Raw genomic sequence first — 17,626 nt, forward strand, 5'->3', positions numbered from 1 at the left:
GGGAACCGGGTGATCCTGATCCCCCTCAACCCTCCTCTTTTGGTGGCTGTTCGCCTTCATCTGGTCTTGATCCAGAGGTGCAGGTCGCGGTCGCTCCGGTCGATCCGCTCCTGCCCGGTCACTGAATCGTTGGGGACCGTCTCATTGAAGAGGAGGAACTGGATTTCGTTATACCCGGGTTTGGGGACCGTGAAGGTCAGTTTCTGCTCGTCGGTGGTGTTCTGGGCGAGCGTGACCTGGTAGCGGTTGAGTACCTGCATCCGGTCGATCGTCGAGGTGTTGGTGGCCGGGTCGAACGACTGGTTGACGGCCTGAGCCTCGACAGTGTAGGTCACGTTCCGATACTCGTGGTTGCCCACCCCGACGGTGACCCACTGGGGGGTGTTGAGTGCGAATGAGGTTGGATAGTCTGCGGCCTTTCCTTCGGCACCGAGGATATAGAACTCGGAGAAGTGTTCGCCCTCCTTGGGAACGGCGATCACGTAGACGGTCGTTCCGATCGCGGTCAGGATCGAGATGAGCATGATGATCGAGAGGGCCCGGTCGACCTTACTCTGGCCGGCCTCGAAGAGTTCGGCCCTGATCCCGGTCACCACCGCTGCTGCCGGGATCGTTAACTGCTCCTCTACAGGGAGGGAGAGGCGACGTATGGTGGCCGCGACCGCCATCGCCAGCGTGAAGAGGGAGAGGGAGACCAGCATCGGGTCCAGCCGGATACCCCAGGGGGTGTAGTTGAGTCCAAGCCCGATCAGGGGGACGACTGCGATCGAGAGACCGAATGAGAGGGCGATCCGTTCGATCCAGTCCAGGTCGTCTGAACGGGGGAAGAGTGCGGCGATGAGCACGTACCCTGGGACGAAGAGAACGAGAGGCAATCCAAAGAGAATCCTGAGTGGGCTCTGATTCACGATTGGAAGGTAGACTGCGATCAGGGCGAGTGCCGTCCAGACGAGAGCTGCGATCAGATCGGCCGGCGGTCTGATGGTCTGTATCAGCCCCTCACGGAGGCTCTGGTGTGGCGGCATAGCAATGATCTTCAATTATTGTTGGGTCTCGATCTATTTGAGTCCGATCGAGAGCACCTCGCTGGTTATTTGCTGATGAAACCGGTATACGGCGTAGCCGGCGAGGAGGAGGGCTGAGACCCATTCGACCGGGTTCTGGAGTTCGAGCAGCAGTTTACCCGGAAACCACCTCTCCTGGTCGATCGGTTCGAATCGACCGAGGAAGGGATAGATCCAGGTCCCGGGCATCTCCTACATCAGGTCCAGCACCTGGTATGATGCCACGCCGATGGCGACTGCGAGGAGTGCGGGGGTCCGGTACCGTGAGAGAAGGACCCAGCCGACGATCACAAGCACGAGCAGAAAGAGCAGGGAGTGGGAGAAGATACGACCCGACCCGACCGAACCGCTCAGAATCAGCAGACTGAGCGGTGTGTCGATCAGGTCCGGGAGGAGCCCCCCGACGATGCAGGGGAGGACAGGTTCCTCGTATGATATCGGTCTGCGAGCAGGTATCCGATCACGAGCCCGCAGACCCGGTGAAAGAGGATAGACCTCAGCAGGACCCCAATCTGCCCGCAGGACTCCAGACATAAGAGCCAATGGAGCAGTGCAGAGAGATCAAAATGTGTGTCATCGTATGCAGATATCGGTCAGGGTGATCGTCCTGCTCTCTGCAAAAAAAGTGTCAGACCTCCAGGTGGGACTGGAAGGTGCTCTTTGTGAATCTCACCCTGCAGGGGTTGGCCACTTCGCCCTCGATCTTGACCGGGTAACAGCCGGTCAGACAGCCGGTGCAGAGATTCTCCTCATTGATCCCGATCGCCTCGATCAGTTCTTTGATCGAGATGTGGTGGAGTGTGGTGGCGGTGATCTGTTCGCGAACCTCCTCCTCGGTGAGCGACGCGGCGATCAACTCCTTGCGTGTTGGCATATCGACGCCGAGATAACAGGGGGCCTTGATCGCCGGCGACCCGATCCTGGCATGAATCTCCCGTGCACCGAAGTCCCGCATCATCTCGATGATTCGGCGGGAGGTGGTGCCACGGACGATGCTGTCGTCGACCAGCACCACCGACTTGCCCTCCAGGTGCTTCCTGATCGGGTTCAACTTGATCCTGACAGCGTTCTCCCGCTCCTTCTGGGTCGGCATGATGAAGGTTCTGCCCATATACCGGTTCTTCATCAGCGACTCCATGAACGGAACCCTGGACTTCTGTGAATAGCCGATTGCATAGGCTGTCCCTGAATCGGGCACCGGGCAGACGGTCTCCGCATCGGCAGGCGCCTCTTCGAAGAGTTTTCCGCCGATCCTTCTGCGGACGTCGTAGACCAGCGAACCATCGATGATCGAGTCGGCCCGGGCGAAGTAGATGAACTCGAAGACACAGTGGGCACGCCGTTCGGCGATGGCGATCTGGGTGCTGTGCAGCCCCTCATGATCGATCCTGACCAGTTCTCCCGGGGCGACATCCCGCATGAGCGTCCCGTTCAGGGCATCGATCGCCACACTCTCCGAGGCGAACATATACCCTTCCCTGGTCTTGCCGATGCAGAGCGGCTTGATCCCGAGCGGATCCCGAAATGCATACAGGACACCATCGAGCATCACCACGGCTGCATACGAACCCTGCAGCTTCTCCATGCAGATCCGGATCGCATCCTCGATATTGGCACTGTTCGCCAGCTGGTCGACGATGATACTCGCGATCACTTCGGTGTCGGTGGTGGTGCAGAAGATCTGCCCCTTCTCTTCGTACTCCTTTCTCAGTGCTACGGTGTTCACCAGATTCCCGTTATGGGCGATTGAGAAGGCATGCTCTCTGAATAAGAAATTAAAAGGCTGAATATTCTCGGGGACGTTGGCGCCGGTGGTCGGGTATCGAACATGGCCGACACCGACGGTCCCGATCAGACCCTGCAGTATACCTGGAGTAAACACATCGGCAACAAGCCCTTCTGCCTTGTGTTTACAGAGCTTTGTGCCATCAAAAGTTGATATGCCTGCGCTCTCCTGGCCTCTGTGCTGGAGGGCATACAGTGCATAATATAACGGGAAGGATACACCGCCAGCATCCATGATGCCAACGATTCCACACATGATCTACTCTAGTGGGTGGGGATCTTTGACCGCTTTGTCGTCCACTTGTAGCTGCGCAGCTTGCTTGTTCTTCCGAATCCGCAAGCAGAGCAGACTTTGTGTCGTGCATGATACGAGATGCTACCGCACCGCCTGCAGGCGATATGCGTCTTCTTGTTTCGCTTCCCCATTGATGGAGTACCTTTCGACATCTTTTACCGCCTCTCTAGTTCCCCGAAGGAGATATATAAATCACATTATCTCCGCGTACGATGAGCGTCCCAATCTTCTGGGTAGCCCCATCAGTTACTTCTTCTGCCTTGTCGAGCACAAGGTTCATGTGCACATCATAGCCCTGCAGGACCCCCCGAAGTTCTCTGTCCCCTTTCAGAGATACGATTACCGGTTCCCCGTTCAGGACCTGATCTAAAATATCCAACGGCCGCTTTGTCATGTGATTCCCCTATGCTTCCTTCTTTGGAGTACTATACTTGAGCGAACACCCTAATTAAACATAGCGCAGTGGGACCATCACACCCTTAATCATATTCTGGTACAGATAGTACCTGGAATGGCAGCGATACAGGTGAAGAAGCGGCATACAATTCGGAAGGCACAGATCACCCGCCTGATGGACCAGCTGCATGAGCAGCTTGGCACCGACGCCGATCTGTTCAGTTCTGACCGGATCGAGATCGCAGAGACTGCCGGGCAGATGAGGTTCTATCTGGTGGATAAAAAACCGTATCTGTTTGAGAACCAGGGCTGGGTCTTCCCGACGTTGATGGGTGCGGTGGCCAGGCCGTTCCCTTCCCGGCGGATCGTTGTGGACATGGGGGCTGTCAGGTTTGTGGTGAACGGTGCCGATATCATGCGGCCGGGGATCGTCAGTGTCACACCTGATGTGAAGGTCGGGGCCCCTGTGGTGATCGTCGAGGAGCGGCACAACAAACCCCTGGCCATTGGGGTGGCTCTCTACGATGCAGCAGATCTGATGCAGCAGACAGCAGGAAAGATGGTCCAGAGCGTTCATCATGTCGGGGATGAGATCTGGAACCTCGAAGTTTGACTGATTAATGAGATACTATTAAATAAAATTCATTATACAAGTTTTTCATGGCTACTAAGATCCTGGACTCACTCCTTGGCAAGTCTACACTTCCGAAAGAGGATGATTATATGGAACTCGACCTGGCATCGTTCGAGGCATCCTCTGATGAAGAACCTGCGTCCCTGTATGTGAAGATCGCAGGTGTGAGCAGCCTCAAAGATACCCCGAAGATCAAGGATGAGATCTATAATGGGAACATTGTGATCGTCGACATCGCACAGTTGAAGCTCGACAAGGTCACCTATGAACGTGTCTTAAAAGACCTCAAAGAGGTCGCAAAGGATGTGAACGGGGATATCGTTGGACTTGGAGACCAGCGATATGTGGTGGTCACCCCGATGTCTGTCAAGATCTCCCGTGAGAAGATTGGGGGGCAGTAGTGCGGACCGTCGTTACGGGCCCCTGTCCTGTCTGCTCTACCGATATCGACTATATCTATCAGACCGAAGAGATCCCCTATTTTTCCGATATTCTGATTATTTCAGCGCGCTGCCCCTCCTGCGGCTACCGGTACGTGGATACCCAGACGCTCAAACAGACCGATCCCACCCAGTGGACCCTCGCCGTAGAGTCACCTGAGGATCTCTCGATCCGGGTGGTTCGGTCGATGACCGGCCGGATCGAGATTCCTGAACTCGGAGTCGCGATCGATCCGGGTACTGCCTGTGAGGGCTTTGTCTCGAATGTCGAGGGGGTGCTCGACCGGATCGACGCCGTCCTTGAGGGGGCGGAACGCTGGGCCGAGGGTGATGAGCTGGTTCAGGCCGCGTTGATCCGGGAGCGGATCGCCGCGGTCAAGGCAGGGGCGTTCCCGGTCACACTCTTCCTCGAGGATCCGTCCGGTAACAGCCTGATCGTCTCTGAGAAGGCACAGAAATGTGTCTATGAACCGAAACCCGAGTGATCGGGGCCGGCCAAATTTTTTAAAAAAATACCAAAAGAGAATATATTCTTTTATCTGATCTCGGTTCCGCAGAGCGTGATCTTCGCCTCTTCTGTGCAGGATCCGACGATCTTTGAGCCCGGCAGGTCACGCACGACCCCGTCCGCTGCATCCGGTGGGATGACCAGCGCGTACCCCATGCCCATGTTGAAGGTCCGGTACATCTCGACCTCGCTCACCTCGCCGGTCTCCTGCAGCCAGGTGAAGACCTGCTGTGGTGGCAGAGGATCCGTGATGGCGATCCCGAACCGGCTCAGCCTGGTGAAGTTCAGAAGGCCGCCGCCGGTGATGTGGCACATCCCGTGCACCTCATGGGCCGCGGTGATGGCCGGCACCTCGGCATAGATCCTCGTGGGGGTCAGCAGTTCCTCGCCGAGTGTCCTTCCCGGCCGTATCTCCTGGTCGTAGCCATCATGGGTCTCGGCGATCCTTCGCGCCAGCGAGAGGCCGTTGGAGTGGACCCCGGTCGACGGGACCCCAATGACGAGATCGCCCGGCCGGATCGCCTCCCCGGAGATGATCCGTTCCTTCTGCTGGACCCCAAGGCAGGCCCCGGCGAGGTCGAGACCGTTCACGAGCCCGGCGAGCGAGGCCGTCTCCCCGCCGACGATGTTCATATTCGCCTGCCTGGCCCCCTCATTCAATCCGATCCCGATCTCGGTCATCTTCTCGAGCGAGAGACGGTCGGTGGCGATGTAATCGACGAACGCGATCGGCTCCAGGTTCATCACGTAGAGGTCGTTGACGTTCATCGCGATGCAGTCGATCCCGACCGTCTTCCAGTTCTGCTGGTGGTCGGCGATGAGCATCTTGGTCCCGACTCCGTCGACGGCCAGCGCCAGGGCCACGGGCCCGAAGTCGATCAGCCCGGCGAAGTGGCCGACCTTTCCGAGCATCGGATACGATCCCTGCCGGCGGAACGAGAGCTGGCCGATCAGTGCTTTCACCGCAGCGGCCTCGAGGTCAATGTCGACCCCGGCGTCGCGGTAGGCATGTTCACTCATGGCACTCCTCCGAGAGGCGGAACTCGTCGTGCAGGGCACGAAGCGCACACGGTCCCTGTTCTCCCCTGACCACGAACGAGATGTTCACTTCGGAGGACCCCTGCGAGATCATCATCACGTTCACCCCGGCCTCTCCGAGGGCGGAGAAGATCCGCCCGCCGGTTCCTGCCTCGCCGGCCATGCCGGCCCCGACCACCGCGACGGCGATCACGTCCCGGTTGGTCGTCACCTCCCGGACGATCCCCTCCTTCACGACTTCAGAGAGGGCCAGGATCGCACGGTCCAGGTGGTTCTCGTCGATGATCAGCGAGATGTTCGCTTCAGACGATCCCTGCGAGATCATCATCACGTTCACATGGTTGTCGGCCAGCGCCGAGAAGATCGTCCTGGCCACCCCGGGCCGTCCGATCATCTGGGCGCCGTTGATGTTGATCAGCGCGACCTTCTCGATGTACGAGATCGCCTTCACGACCCGTTTCTCCCGGTGTTCGCGCCTGATCACGCAGGTCCCCGGATGGGACGGGTTGAAGGTATTCTTCACCCGGACGGTGATATCCTTCTGCATCGCCGGCTCGATCGAACGCGGGTGAAGCACCTTCGCCCCGAAGTATGAGAGTTCCATCGCCTCGAGGTACGAGATCATCGGGATCACCCGTGCATCGGTGATCATCCGCGGGTCTGAGGTCATCACCCCGTCCACGTCGGTCCAGATCCAGATCTCATCCGCGTCCATCCCTGCCCCGATGATCGAGGCCGAATAGTCCGACCCGCTCCGTCCGAGGGTGGTCACCGACCCGTTCTCGGTGCAGCCCATAAAGCCCATGATCACCGGGACCGTGTCGTTCAGGAGTGGGACGACCCGGGACCTGATTCGTCTCTCGCTCTCAGGCAGGGCTCTGGCATTCCCGTAGTCGCTGTTGGTCAGGATCCCGGCCTCGCAGCCGTCCAGGGCTACTGAGGGGATTCCGTTCTGCCGCAGGGCTGCAGAGACCACCGGTGCCGAGAGCCGTTCGCCGAAGGATATGATATAGTCCCTGGACCGCGGCGTCAGTTCGCGCAGGTTATGGACCGCACTCAGGATGTTCTTGAGGTTGCTCAGCCGGGCATCGATCTCCTGCATCACCTCGTCGTGAAGGTCGGGGGCGATCGCCTCCAGTGTCTTGCTGTGCCGGGTCCGCAGGGAGAGGACCAGTTGATCCAGATTGGCCCCCTCGTCTGCACGGACGGCATCCTCTGCCGCTGAGATCAGTTGATCGGTGACCCCGTGGCCTGCAGAGACGACGACCGCCAGTTCGTTCCCTGTTGAATAGTAATGGTTGAGGATCTCGACGACTCTGGCGATGCACTTTCCATCGGCCACCGATGTTCCCCCGAATTTCATTAAGAATCTCATGTATTGTCCAGTCCCAACACTATCTTCTTTTGAACCTGCCCGGGCTTCTTCGCCGGACGCGCAGATGAGCTCTCGAACTCACCACACGTTTCTTTATCTAATTATAAATCCCCTTCATAATAAGATGCGTGCAGATAACGTTGTGGACTGTCATGTGCTGGTGATCGGGAGCGGCGGAGCCGGGGTGCGTGCCGCCATCGAGGCCGCACCATATGGGGAGACCGTCCTGATCTCCAAGACGATCGTCGGAAAGGGTGGCTGCACCACGATGGCCGAGGGGGGCTACAATGCCGTCCTCCGCCAGCAGGACTCCTGCACATCCCACTACGAGGACACGCTGAAGGGCGGGGCCTACCTCAACGAGCCGGCCCTCGTCAGAGCGCTGGTCGAGGAGTCGCCCGACCGGCTGGCAGACCTGCTCGCCTGGGGAGCGGTCTTTGATATGGAGGATATGACCGAGCTCGCCCAGCGGCCGTTCGGCGGGCAGCGGTTTCCGAGGACCTGCTATGCCGGCGACCGGAGCGGACACGAGATGATGATGACCCTTGTCTCCCGTCTGGCTCTGACCGATGTCACGGTGATGCAGGAGGTGACGGTGGTCGAACTCTTAAAGGACGGCGACCGGGTCGCCGGGGCGATCGCCCTCGATCAGAATGGGGAGATGCTCCTGATCCGGGCGGACAGCACCGTCATCGCCACCGGCGGCGGGTCCCGGATCTATGACATCTCGACCAACTCATCGAGCGGCACCGGCGACGGCTACGCACTCGGTTACCGGGCTGGGGCGGAGCTGATCGACATGGAGATGGTCCAGTTCCACCCGACCGGGGCGGTCTATCCGTACGATGCACGCGGCCGGCTCGTCACCGAGGCGGTCAGGGGCGAGGGCGGCTACCTGATCAACTCGATGGGCGAGCGGTTCATGGACAGTTACGACCCAGAACGGATGGAACTCTCGACCCGCGACGTGGTGGCCCGGGCGATCGCCACCGAGGTGCTCGAGGCCCGCGGGACCACGCACGGGGGGGTGTACCTGGACGTCACCCACCTGCCGGCGGCGCAGATCGAACTCCGGCTGCCGGTGATGCTCGAACAGTTCCTCCTCTATGGGGTGGACATTCGAAAGGACCCGATCGAGGTGGCGCCGACGGCGCATCACTTCATGGGCGGGCTCCGGATCACCCCGGACTGCCAGACCACGCTCCCCGGACTCTTTGCCTGCGGTGAGTCCAGCGGTGGCGTCCAGGGGGCGAACCGGCTCGGCGGGAATGCACTGGCTGAGACGCAGGTCTTTGGCAGGCGTGCCGGCCTCTCTGCCGGCCTGGCCACGGTCAGGAAGCATGCGATCGATCCGGCGCAGGTGGAAGCACAGGAAGCGAGGCTTGAGCAGTTCCGAAAAGGAACCAGTCTCCCCTCCGAGGTCTCGCACCGGCTGCAGAAGGTGATGTGGGACGGGGCCGGGATCTTCCGGACGGCCGCCGAGTTGCAGGAGACCCGGGAGACCGTCGCAGACCTGGCCCGGATCCCGCTCCGTGCTGTCTCCGTTCAGAACCTGGTCGAGTGCTGCACCGTCCAGAATATGTGCCTGACCGCCTCGCTGGTCATCCGGGGGGCCCTGCTGCGGAACGAGTCCCGCGGGGCTCACCTCAGAAAGGACGTCGAGCAGGACTGGACGCCGAAGCATTCGCCGTTTGGACATACCTTCCTCTCGCTGGCCGGCGAAGGGATCGAGCGACGGGAGGTGCCGGTATGACCACGATGACGATCACCGTCTTCCGGCAGGACCCGGCGAAAGGGGAAGAGCCACGCTATGTCCCGTACACGATCGAGGTGAACGAAGGGGCACGGGTGCTCCACCTCCTTCATGCGATCCACGATCAGATCGACCCGACCCTCTCGTACCGGTACTGCTGCAGTTCAGGACAGTGCGGCTCCTGTGCGGTCAGGGTGGACGGGAAGCCGGTGCTGGCCTGCACCGCCGAGGCCCGCGACGGGATCACCATCGAACCGCTGGCCCTGCCGCTGAAGAAGGACCTGATGGTGGACCTGGTCCCGCTCCTCGCCGACCTGCCGCCGCTGGTCCCCGGGCCTGAGTCGGTGATGGTGACCAAGCGTGCTGTCGAGGCGATCCGACCGCTCTCGACCTGTATCGGCTGCCTCGCCTGTGTCTCGATCTGTCCTGCCATGAAGGTCACCGACTTTCTGGGCCCGACGGTGATGCGACAGGAGATGCGGCTGGCCCTGGACAGCCGGGACACCTGCGACCGGGCCACCCGGGCCGTGGCTGAGGGGCTCTTCACCTGCACCTCCTGCCAGGCCTGCTGGGAGGTCTGTCCGAAGGAGATCCGGATCCCGGGCAAGGCGATCGAGAAACTCCGCTCCCTGGCCAACAAGCAGGGGCTGACCCTCCCGCGTCATCTGGAGGTGGCCGAACTGGTCCGGGCGACCGGTAGGAGTGTGACCCGCACCGAACCGACGTTCCTGGAACTGGTCCCCGATCAGATCGAGCCGTACGGGCCGGTCCGGGCGACCATCGGGTTCTTTGTCGGGTGCATGTACAATATGCGCCTCCCAAAGACCGCGCTCGATGCGATGGAGGTGATGAAGCGGAACGGGATCAGGGTGATCATCCCGCGTGAACAGGTCTGCTGCGGTTCGCCGCTCTTCCGGACCGGGCAGGGGAAGTACCTCGCCATGCTGGTCCGCCGGAACATCGATGCGTTCCGGTTCAGAAAGATCGATATCGTGATGACGATGTGTGCCGGCTGCGGGTCGACGATCAAGAACGATTACCTGCATGTCCCCTTCAAGGTCATGGACATCAACGAGGTGCTGACCCACTTCGGGATCGAGCCTCCGGCGAAGCTCGCCCGAACCGTCACCTATCACGATCCCTGTCACCTTCTTCGCGGTCAGGGGATCAGCGAGGAGCCCCGCGCCCTGATCCGACAGGTGGCCGACCTGGTCGAGATGCCCTCCCAGTGCTGCGGCTCGGGCGGCGGGGTCAAGGCCGGGAACCCGGCAGAGGCCGAAGCCCTCGGCGAGATGCGGCGATCGGCGATCGAGGGATCGGGGGCCAGCGTGGTGATCAGTTCCTGTCCGTTCTGTGAGTTCCATATCAGCCAGCACACCGATAAGCCGGTGATGAACATCGCGACCCTCCTGCTCGAGGGGTACCGCGAGAAGGACCGGCAAGAGGCGAAGGGTACCCCTTCTGCCTGATCCGGATACTATTTTACCAGAGTCCGGCAGAGATAGGAGGAGATGCATCCACTCCGCTCTATCCCGGTCTGCCTGCTGGTAACTGTTCTCTTTCTCCTGCTTCTGGTCGCCCCGGTGGTCGGGACGGTCAGGATCGTTCCGATCGGCGACTCGATCACCCAGGGAACCCTCCAGAACGACGACGGACTCTCCCATCCGACCTACCGGTACTGGCTCTGGCAGACTCTGAAGAGCAGAGGCTACGACGTCGACTTTGTCGGCAGTGTCGACCAGCCGCAACTCCCGTACTCCTTCGACCAGGATAACGAGGGGCATGACGGTTACCGGACCCGCGATCTTCTCGGCACCGATCGGCTGAAGACCTGGCTCACGGGATACAGCCCCGACATCGCTATCGTCCACCTCGGGTCCAATGATGCGATGGACGGGGTGCCGGTGGAGACGACGATCGGAAACCTCAAACAGATCGTCACGATCCTCCGTGCGAAGAACCCCTCGATCGTGATCCTGATCGGGACGGTGATCCCGCGGGGCGGGTACGGTTCGAACCTGCCGGCCCTGAACAGCGCCATCCCGGGGATCGCCGCCTCGATGAGCACCCCCTCCTCCCCGATCGTGATCGTCGACCAGTTCACCGGCTACGACGGGTATGACGACAACCAGCCGAAACGGTACCTGCATCCGAACCAGCAGGGCGAGCAGAAGATCGCAGCCAGGTATGCCGCGGCTCTGGCCCCGTACCTCGAGAGCCCCGGCCCGTACACTGATCTCTCCATCCCCGGGCGGGTCGAGGCCGAGGCCTATGATAAAGGAGGCGAAGGTGTTGCCTACCATGACACCACCACCGGCAACCAGGGGGGTGCCTACCGGCAGGATGATGTGGACATCGAGTCCGGTGCCAGCGGCTATGATCTCTGCTTCATCCGCGATGGAGAGTGGGTGAACTATACGGTGAATGTGGCCGCCGCCGGGGAGTATACGGCAACCTTCCGGACCGCGGCCTGGAACGACGGGCATACGATCACCCTCTCTGTCGACGGCACCTCGGTCGGATCGGCCGGACTGGCGAACACCGGTTCCTCTGAAGCATATGTCGACACCACCATGTCGGTCTCATTGTCGGCCGGCACCCACACGCTGACCGTTCAATTCTCCGGTGACGGCGAGAACCTGGACTATCTCTCCTTCGCCGCGGTGCCGGTGACGACCCCGACGTCGAGACCGACGCTGCAGCCGATCCCGCCGTCGACGCTGCAGCCGACAGACCCTGATCAGGACGGGCTGTACGAGGATCTCAACGGCAACGGGGCACTCGATTTCAATGACGTCGTCCTCTTCTTCGACCGGATGGACTGGATCGCAGGCTATGAACCCGTTGAAGTCTTCGACTTCGACCGGAACGGTCGGATCGATTTCAATGATATCGTCAGGGTCTTCTCTCTCCTCTGACCCTGCAGATACCTTTATTGAACCTGCCAAAAAGAGTAGTATTCGATGGTATCGTCTCTCCGTGTCCTCTCTCTGCTCAGTTTGACGGCTCTTCTGGTGCTCTTCCTCTCGTCCATACCCGGGCCGGCCGAGGCTACGGTCAAGATCGTGCCCCTTGGAGACTCAATCACCAAGGGGTCCACCCAGACCGCTGATGAGGCTCAGTACCCGACCTATCGGTACTGGCTCTGGCATTCGCTGCAGGACAACGGGTATGACGTGGACTTTGTCGGGAGCTGGGACCAGCCCCGGTTCCAGGACTTCTCGTTCGACCAGGACAATGAAGGGCATGGGGGGTACACCACCGACGGGATCCTGAACGGCGCCTCCGACGACCCCTGGCAGGGACACCTCTCCGGGTGGCTCGGGTCCTACTCTCCTGATATCGCGCTGGTGGAACTCGGGACCAACGACGTCCTTCACCAGGTACCAGCCGATCAGAGCATTCGAAACCTGGAGGCGATCATCGACACCCTCCGGGACCGGAACCCGCACGTGAAGATCCTGGTCGGGACGGTGATCCCCACGTCGATCTACCGTGAGAACCTGATCGCCCTGAACCAGAGGATCCCGGAGGTGGCGGCCGACAAGAGCACCACCGCTTCCCCGGTCAAGATCGTTGATCTCTACTCGGGGTACGACGGCCTGGCCGACAACCAGCTGCCGCTCGGTGTCCATCCGAACCTGCAGGGGGAGAAGAAGATTGCAGCGAAATGGTATAATGCGCTGGTTCCGCTGCTCGATTCGTCGACACCCACGCCGACACCAACGTCGACTCCAACATCGACCCCGAAACCCACACCGACCCAGGACTCGCACCTGATCACGGGACCGGTGAAGATCACGGTACCGGGGACGTACACCCTGGCGAACGACATCACCGGCTCTTCGAGCCAGGTCGGGATCGAGATTGCGAGTTCTAACGTGGTGCTCGAAGGGAACGAGCACACGATCAGTGGAACCGGTCAGGACGGGTCCTGTGGGGTCTTTGTCTCCTCCAGTGACACCCCGATCAGCGGGGTGGTGATCCGGAACCTGAAGGTCTCGAACTGGGGCTATGGGATCTATTACTACCAGGGTGTCACGGGCGGGACGGTGACCGGGTGTGAGGTCACGGGGAACTCGTTTGCCGGGGTGGTCCTGTACTCGGGTGGTGATAGGACCACGATCCGGGGGAACACGATCACCCGGAACATCCGCGGGGTCTACCTGGCGAATGTCGATGGGGCCGGCGTGGTCGATAATATGCTTAAAAATCAGAATAATGCCGTCTTTGCGGGCACTGTCACCAGCACCGTCTGGGCGCTTCCGGTACAGGCCGGGACCAACATCGCCGGCGGACCCTCGCTCGGCGGTAATTACTGGGGGTCGACCGCCGGGACCGGGTTCTCTGATACCGCATCGGACGCCGACCACGATGGTTTCTCTGACCAGCAGTACACCGTCTGGGGCGGCAACGTCGACCCGCTGCCGCTGGTCACGTACGTGCCCCCCACGCCAACGCCGTCCCCGACGCCGACCCCAACCTTCACACCCGGGCCGTTCACCAGCCTGACCGTTCCGGGCACCCTGCAGGCGGAGCAGTACGACAACGGCGGCGAGGGTACGGCCTACCATGACACCACCCCGGGCAATCAGGGCGGGGAGTACCGGCAGGACGACGTGGACATCGAGTCCGGTGCCAGCGGGTATGACCTCTGCTTTATCCGGACCGGGGAGTGGGTGAACTATACGATGCAGGTTGCCACTGCCGGCGACTACACGGCCGCCTTCCGGGCGGCGAGTTGGGGCGATGACCACACGATCACCCTCTCGATCGACGGCACCGTGGCCGGCACGGTCGTGCTCGCCGACACTGGTTCGTCTGAGGTGTATGCCGACACCGCCATCCCGGTCTCCCTACCGTCCGGCACCCACACACTGACACTTGAGTTCACCGGCGACGGTGAGAACCTGGATTATGTCGTCTTCACCGCGGTGCCGGTCTCAACACCAACGTTGACCCCCACACCGACCGGGAATCAGACCGGTACGCTGCAGCCGATCCCTCCGTCGACGCTGGTACCGACCGATCCCAATAACGACGGACAGTACGAGGACCTGAACGGGGATGGACTGGTCGACTTCTCTGATGTGGTGATCTTCTTCAACCAGATGGACTGGATCGCTGAGAACGAGCCGGTGGCGGCCTTTGACTTCAACCAGAACGGACAGATCGACTTCAATGATGTGGTCATTCTCTTTGAGAGGCTCTGATCCCTTTTTGTGAAGAGACCTGCCGCCCGGCTCATCCTTAATTATAAAAAAGTGAAGTGTATCAGAGTCGGGTCAGGTATCGGTAGGCCTCGAGCGCTGCTTTCGCCCCTTCTCCGGCCGCGATGATGATCTGATTTCCCTTGATACTGGTCACATCTCCTGCGGCAAAGACCCCTGCACGGTTGGTGTGACAGTTCTCATCGACGACGATCTTTCCGTCACCGGTCAGGGTCAGCAGATCGCTGAGGAACCCGGTATTCGGGAGCCAGCCGATCTCGGCAAAGACCCCGTCCAGCAGGATGGTGGTCTCCTTCCCGGTTTTACTGTCAGTGATCGTGATCTGATCGAGGAAGAGATCACCGTGTAACTGCGTGATCTGGTGATACAGATGGACCGTGATGTTCGAGATAGTCTCGAGTTTCTTGATATAGGTCGGGTCAGCCTTCAAATCGGCTCGGACGATCAGACTGACCGACGATGCGATCCTGCTCATCTCGATGGCGGTCTGGACCGCCGCATTGCCGCCGCCGACGATAGCGATCTTCTTGTCCTTGAAGAGCGGGCCGTCACAGGTGGTGCAGACCGAGAGCCCGCGCCCGAGGTACCGGTCCTCCCCCTCGACCCCGAGCGGACGTGGATGCATACCTGAGGCGACGATCACAGCCTTCGCCTGAATGGTCCCGCCGGTCGCGGTCGTGGCCAGGAAGTGATCTCCTTCTGAAACGAGCGTCTCGACCCTGTCCAGGTCAAGACGGAGTGACTGCTGCCGCACCTGCTCCTCGAACTTCTGCATCAGGTCGTTGCCTGATATCATCCGGTAGCCCATGTAGTTCTCGATCGCCCAGCTCTCCATCGCCTGACCGCCGATGTTCTCGGTGATCAGCACCGTCGAGAGCAACTTTCGTGCGCAGTAGACACCGGCGGTCAGCCCGGCCGGGCCGGCACCGATGATCAACACATCGACGGCGTCAGCCCTCTTCTCGGCGCCGAAGAGTTCCTCCAACCGCGGGGTGTCAAACCCGATCACAACCTTATCGTCGACGGTCAGCACGGGTACCCCGTATTGCCCTGAGATCTTCACCATCTCTGCGGCAGCTTCCCTGTCCTGCCCTACATTGATGGCCTGATACGCGACATGCTTCTTATCGAGGAAAGCCTTGACCATCTTGCAGTACGGACAGTTGTCGGTGAAATAGACCCTGACGGTTCCCATGTCTGCAGATTGAAGGTCTGGTGGTATAAATATGCTGGGGCTGTGCTTCCTTGAGCGTCCTATCCATCCATCGGAATAGAAAAAAAGGGCTGTGTTTCATCCCCACTGCCCTGGAAATGGCAGAGATCGAGACCGGCTGCGAGTGGTGTTCCTGAAGGAATTTTCGAATCAGCGTATAGCGATCGTCCCGTGCACTCATGTGGTAAAGAAAGAGGTTCCCTGGTACATGATGAAGGTATGGGATCCAATACTGTGGTGGATGGGCAGTATCTGGCCACAGTTCAGGGATCCAGCATCTCAATCGTGCTGTCCGCGAAGGTGGTCAACTGGGTCATCAGCAGGGGATCGAGCCCCTTCTCCACCGCCAGAAAGATCCCTGCAATATCCATCAGCCGGAGTTTGTTCGAGACGAAGTGGATGAACTTGGAGATGTTCACCGACGAGAGGTAGATCAGCATCGTCGAGACCGAATCGATCAGGATACAGGTCTTCTGGTCTGTATGCTGTTTGAGCAGTTCACTGACCGCGATCCCGATGTCGGTCAGGTTGGAAGGATTGTTCACATACCAGCACTGGGGATCATGACCTGGAGTCGACCCGAGCGCAAAGGTTGTGATCGTATCGATGAAGGAGATCCGGTCGAGATCGATGCCATGTTTTGTGTATACGCTCCGAAGGACAGCACATGGGTAACTGGTCGTGATCACGATCACTCCATACCCCTGCGCGGTCATCTCCATGACAATCCTGGCGTTGTTCTCGCGCAGCGCCGTGGCCGCCGAGAGGACGAGGAAGATCCGTTTTTCTGCCAGGTCCTCACTGGTGAAGTACTCCCCCATCAGGTTCCTCGCATCAGAAATCGGCGGTAAGCATCCGGGATATCGTCGGCCTCGTCTGCGATCATACGGTTCAGGTCGTCGATATTGGCGAGGATCTGGGTGGCGTTGCTGACCTGGACCCGAAGCAGCATCAGCGCATGCTCTGCGGTCATCTCCCCTTCGTCGACGAGGGTGATCACCTGGGCCAGTTGATCCCTGATGATCGCGACCGGGTTGCGAAGCCGCAGGGCCGCCTCGGTCAGGTAGGCGACCAGGGCCCGTTCCGCCCTCCGCTGCCCGGAGATATCCCGACAGATCCATGAGACTCCAGTGATCGCCCCTGCCTGATCAAAGATCGGCGAGACCGAGAGCGAGACCTCCATCGTCGAACCATCCTTCCTGAGTATCATCTGTTCGGTCGGGTGGAGTCGGTCGCCCCGGGTGATCGCCGCCAGAATCGTGTTGACTCCTTCCTGGTCCTCTGGTCTGACCAGTCTCTGCAGAGACGAGCCGACCATCTCCTCTCCGGTATATCCTGTCAGCATTCTGGCGCCAGTATTCCAGGAGGTGATCGTCCCGTCGGGGGTGCTGCCGACGATCGCATTCTCTGTCGAGGTGACGATCGCGGCCAGGCGCGCCTCTGCTTCATGTCCGATCTTCAATTCGGTGATGTCGGTCAGGATATGGACCGCACCGAGCAACCTGTTCTGGTCGTCCATCACCGGGTCGACGGTCGCGATGAACCAGCGGTCCTGAATCTGGACCTGGTAACTCTCCCGCCGCAAGGATGTTTTCATCCTCACGAAGGGGCACCCACTGGTGAAGTGTTCAGTCCTGTGCACAACATGGTAACAGTGCTGTCCTATGATCGCTTCCGGCTCCATGCCGACCAGGTCTGCAGCGGCCCGGTTGACCCTGAGGATCTCCCCTGAGGTGTTGAGGATGTAGATCGGGTCGACGATTGCGTCGAAGGTTCGTTCCCACTCATTTATACAGGCCCTATAGGCGTCTGTCTCCTCCTCGTTTCCTGGTGAACTCTCTCTCTTCATGTTCTCGTCCCTCCTTCGATTGTATCCATCGTCTTCTGTCAAACC

The 17,626-nt window shown here is 60.1% G+C and carries 18 protein-coding genes; 7 read left to right on the top strand and 11 right to left on the bottom strand.

The annotated features are described in order from the left end of the window. Nucleotides 1–56 precede the first annotated feature (56 nt). From MPAL_RS01995 to MPAL_RS02015, 6 genes are all read right to left on the bottom strand, one after another. The gene (locus tag MPAL_RS01995; protein WP_012617086.1) at nucleotides 57–1,025 is read right to left on the bottom strand and encodes a DUF1616 domain-containing protein; all 969 of its coding nucleotides are present in this window, start codon (nucleotides 1,023–1,025) and stop codon (nucleotides 57–59) included. Nucleotides 1,026–1,058: 33 nt separating this feature from the next. Further along, the gene (locus tag MPAL_RS02000; protein ID WP_048145062.1) at nucleotides 1,059–1,253 is read right to left on the bottom strand and encodes a hypothetical protein; all 195 of its coding nucleotides are present in this window, start codon (nucleotides 1,251–1,253) and stop codon (nucleotides 1,059–1,061) included. Nucleotides 1,254–1,256: 3 nt separating this feature from the next. Then, nucleotides 1,257–1,598, bottom strand: a complete 342-nt coding sequence (locus MPAL_RS02005; protein ID WP_052292171.1) for a metal-dependent hydrolase — start codon at nucleotides 1,596–1,598, stop codon at nucleotides 1,257–1,259. Nucleotides 1,599–1,692: 94 nt separating this feature from the next. Beyond that, entirely contained in the window at nucleotides 1,693–3,105 is a 1,413-nt protein-coding gene (gene purF / locus MPAL_RS02010) for an amidophosphoribosyltransferase (RefSeq protein ID WP_012617087.1), read from the bottom strand. 8 nt (nucleotides 3,106–3,113) lie between these two features. Continuing rightward, nucleotides 3,114–3,296 (bottom strand): 50S ribosomal protein L37e, encoded by a 183-nt coding sequence (locus MPAL_RS14940; RefSeq protein ID WP_012617088.1) that lies wholly within the window; start codon nucleotides 3,294–3,296, stop codon nucleotides 3,114–3,116. 14 nt (nucleotides 3,297–3,310) lie between these two features. Further along, nucleotides 3,311–3,538, bottom strand: a complete 228-nt coding sequence (locus tag MPAL_RS02015; RefSeq protein WP_012617089.1) for an LSM domain-containing protein — start codon at nucleotides 3,536–3,538, stop codon at nucleotides 3,311–3,313. Nucleotides 3,539–3,655: 117 nt separating this feature from the next. Here MPAL_RS02015 and MPAL_RS02020 point away from each other — a divergent pair, with 117 nt between their 5' ends. Genes MPAL_RS02020 through MPAL_RS02030 form a run of 3 tightly spaced genes read left to right on the top strand, consistent with a single transcriptional unit; the run spans nucleotide 3,656 to nucleotide 5,099 of the window. After that, on the top strand, nucleotides 3,656–4,153 hold the full coding sequence (locus MPAL_RS02020) for an RNA-binding protein (protein ID WP_012617090.1): 498 nt from the start codon (nucleotides 3,656–3,658) through the stop codon (nucleotides 4,151–4,153). A 47-nt stretch (nucleotides 4,154–4,200) separates the two neighbouring features. Then, nucleotides 4,201–4,575, top strand: coding sequence for a cell division protein SepF (locus MPAL_RS02025; RefSeq protein ID WP_012617091.1), 375 nt, complete (start codon nucleotides 4,201–4,203; stop codon nucleotides 4,573–4,575). After that, nucleotides 4,575–5,099: a ZPR1 zinc finger domain-containing protein gene (locus MPAL_RS02030; protein WP_012617092.1), complete on the top strand. Its 525-nt coding sequence runs from the start codon at nucleotides 4,575–4,577 to the stop codon at nucleotides 5,097–5,099. Before MPAL_RS02025 ends, MPAL_RS02030 begins: the two co-directional genes overlap by 1 nt. A 50-nt stretch (nucleotides 5,100–5,149) precedes the next feature. Here MPAL_RS02030 and purM read toward each other — a convergent pair whose 3' ends face one another. After that, a complete protein-coding gene (gene purM, locus MPAL_RS02035; RefSeq protein ID WP_012617093.1) occupies nucleotides 5,150–6,142 on the bottom strand; it encodes a phosphoribosylformylglycinamidine cyclo-ligase in 993 nt (330 codons plus the stop codon). Then, on the bottom strand, nucleotides 6,135–7,523 hold the full coding sequence (locus tag MPAL_RS02040; RefSeq protein WP_012617094.1) for an aspartate kinase: 1,389 nt from the start codon (nucleotides 7,521–7,523) through the stop codon (nucleotides 6,135–6,137). Before MPAL_RS02040 ends, purM begins: the two co-directional genes overlap by 8 nt. Nucleotides 7,524–7,659: 136 nt before the next feature. On the opposite strand from MPAL_RS02040, the gene tfrA reads away from it, so the two are divergent. The 4 genes from tfrA to MPAL_RS14130 are packed head-to-tail and all read left to right on the top strand — an operon-like array spanning nucleotide 7,660 to nucleotide 14,501. Further along, nucleotides 7,660–9,288 (top strand): fumarate reductase (CoM/CoB) subunit TfrA, encoded by a 1,629-nt coding sequence (tfrA, locus tag MPAL_RS02045; RefSeq protein ID WP_048145064.1) that lies wholly within the window; start codon nucleotides 7,660–7,662, stop codon nucleotides 9,286–9,288. Next, nucleotides 9,285–10,757: a fumarate reductase (CoM/CoB) subunit TfrB gene (gene tfrB, locus MPAL_RS02050; protein ID WP_012617096.1), complete on the top strand. Its 1,473-nt coding sequence runs from the start codon at nucleotides 9,285–9,287 to the stop codon at nucleotides 10,755–10,757. The genes tfrA and tfrB overlap by 4 nt, the downstream gene beginning before the upstream one ends. Before the next feature lie 42 nt (nucleotides 10,758–10,799). Next, on the top strand, nucleotides 10,800–12,206 hold the full coding sequence (locus MPAL_RS14125) for a GDSL-type esterase/lipase family protein (RefSeq protein WP_012617097.1): 1,407 nt from the start codon (nucleotides 10,800–10,802) through the stop codon (nucleotides 12,204–12,206). Between the two features lie 45 nt (nucleotides 12,207–12,251). Beyond that, entirely contained in the window at nucleotides 12,252–14,501 is a 2,250-nt protein-coding gene (locus tag MPAL_RS14130; RefSeq protein WP_012617098.1) for a GDSL-type esterase/lipase family protein, read from the top strand. 61 nt (nucleotides 14,502–14,562) lie between these two features. On the opposite strand, the gene MPAL_RS02065 is transcribed toward MPAL_RS14130, so the two are convergent. From MPAL_RS02065 to MPAL_RS02075, 3 genes are all read right to left on the bottom strand, one after another. Then, nucleotides 14,563–15,714, bottom strand: coding sequence for an FAD-dependent oxidoreductase (locus MPAL_RS02065; protein WP_012617099.1), 1,152 nt, complete (start codon nucleotides 15,712–15,714; stop codon nucleotides 14,563–14,565). Between the two features lie 281 nt (nucleotides 15,715–15,995). Further along, on the bottom strand, nucleotides 15,996–16,553 hold the full coding sequence (locus MPAL_RS02070) for a DUF7504 family protein (protein WP_012617100.1): 558 nt from the start codon (nucleotides 16,551–16,553) through the stop codon (nucleotides 15,996–15,998). Beyond that, nucleotides 16,553–17,581: a PAS domain-containing protein gene (locus MPAL_RS02075; protein ID WP_012617101.1), complete on the bottom strand. Its 1,029-nt coding sequence runs from the start codon at nucleotides 17,579–17,581 to the stop codon at nucleotides 16,553–16,555. The genes MPAL_RS02070 and MPAL_RS02075 overlap by 1 nt, the downstream gene beginning before the upstream one ends. Nucleotides 17,582–17,626 lie beyond the last annotated feature (45 nt).

Origin of the sequence: Methanosphaerula palustris E1-9c (assembly GCF_000021965.1) — an archaeon.
GTDB lineage: Archaea > Halobacteriota > Methanomicrobia > Methanomicrobiales > Methanospirillaceae > Methanosphaerula > Methanosphaerula palustris.

Excerpts from the sequence above, each read along its gene's own strand:
- MPAL_RS01995 (WP_012617086.1), bottom strand. The coding sequence starts at position 1,025 with ATGCCGCCACACCAGAGCCTCCGTGAGGGGCTGATACAGACCATCAGA.
- MPAL_RS02000 (WP_048145062.1), bottom strand. The coding sequence starts at position 1,253 with ATGCCCGGGACCTGGATCTATCCCTTCCTCGGTCGATTCGAACCGATC.
- MPAL_RS02005 (WP_052292171.1), bottom strand. The coding sequence starts at position 1,598 with ATGTCTGGAGTCCTGCGGGCAGATTGGGGTCCTGCTGAGGTCTATCCT.
- purF (WP_012617087.1), bottom strand. The coding sequence starts at position 3,105 with ATGTGTGGAATCGTTGGCATCATGGATGCTGGCGGTGTATCCTTCCCG.
- MPAL_RS14940 (WP_012617088.1), bottom strand. The coding sequence starts at position 3,296 with ATGTCGAAAGGTACTCCATCAATGGGGAAGCGAAACAAGAAGACGCAT.
- MPAL_RS02015 (WP_012617089.1), bottom strand. The coding sequence starts at position 3,538 with ATGACAAAGCGGCCGTTGGATATTTTAGATCAGGTCCTGAACGGGGAA.
- MPAL_RS02020 (WP_012617090.1), top strand. The coding sequence starts at position 3,656 with ATGGCAGCGATACAGGTGAAGAAGCGGCATACAATTCGGAAGGCACAG.
- MPAL_RS02025 (WP_012617091.1), top strand. The coding sequence starts at position 4,201 with ATGGCTACTAAGATCCTGGACTCACTCCTTGGCAAGTCTACACTTCCG.
- purM (WP_012617093.1), bottom strand. The coding sequence starts at position 6,142 with ATGAGTGAACATGCCTACCGCGACGCCGGGGTCGACATTGACCTCGAG.
- MPAL_RS02040 (WP_012617094.1), bottom strand. The coding sequence starts at position 7,523 with ATGAAATTCGGGGGAACATCGGTGGCCGATGGAAAGTGCATCGCCAGA.
- tfrA (WP_048145064.1), top strand. The coding sequence starts at position 7,660 with ATGCGTGCAGATAACGTTGTGGACTGTCATGTGCTGGTGATCGGGAGC.
- tfrB (WP_012617096.1), top strand. The coding sequence starts at position 9,285 with ATGACCACGATGACGATCACCGTCTTCCGGCAGGACCCGGCGAAAGGG.
- MPAL_RS14125 (WP_012617097.1), top strand. The coding sequence starts at position 10,800 with ATGCATCCACTCCGCTCTATCCCGGTCTGCCTGCTGGTAACTGTTCTC.
- MPAL_RS14130 (WP_012617098.1), top strand. The coding sequence starts at position 12,252 with ATGGTATCGTCTCTCCGTGTCCTCTCTCTGCTCAGTTTGACGGCTCTT.
- MPAL_RS02065 (WP_012617099.1), bottom strand. The coding sequence starts at position 15,714 with ATGGGAACCGTCAGGGTCTATTTCACCGACAACTGTCCGTACTGCAAG.
- MPAL_RS02070 (WP_012617100.1), bottom strand. The coding sequence starts at position 16,553 with ATGGGGGAGTACTTCACCAGTGAGGACCTGGCAGAAAAACGGATCTTC.
- MPAL_RS02075 (WP_012617101.1), bottom strand. The coding sequence starts at position 17,581 with ATGAAGAGAGAGAGTTCACCAGGAAACGAGGAGGAGACAGACGCCTAT.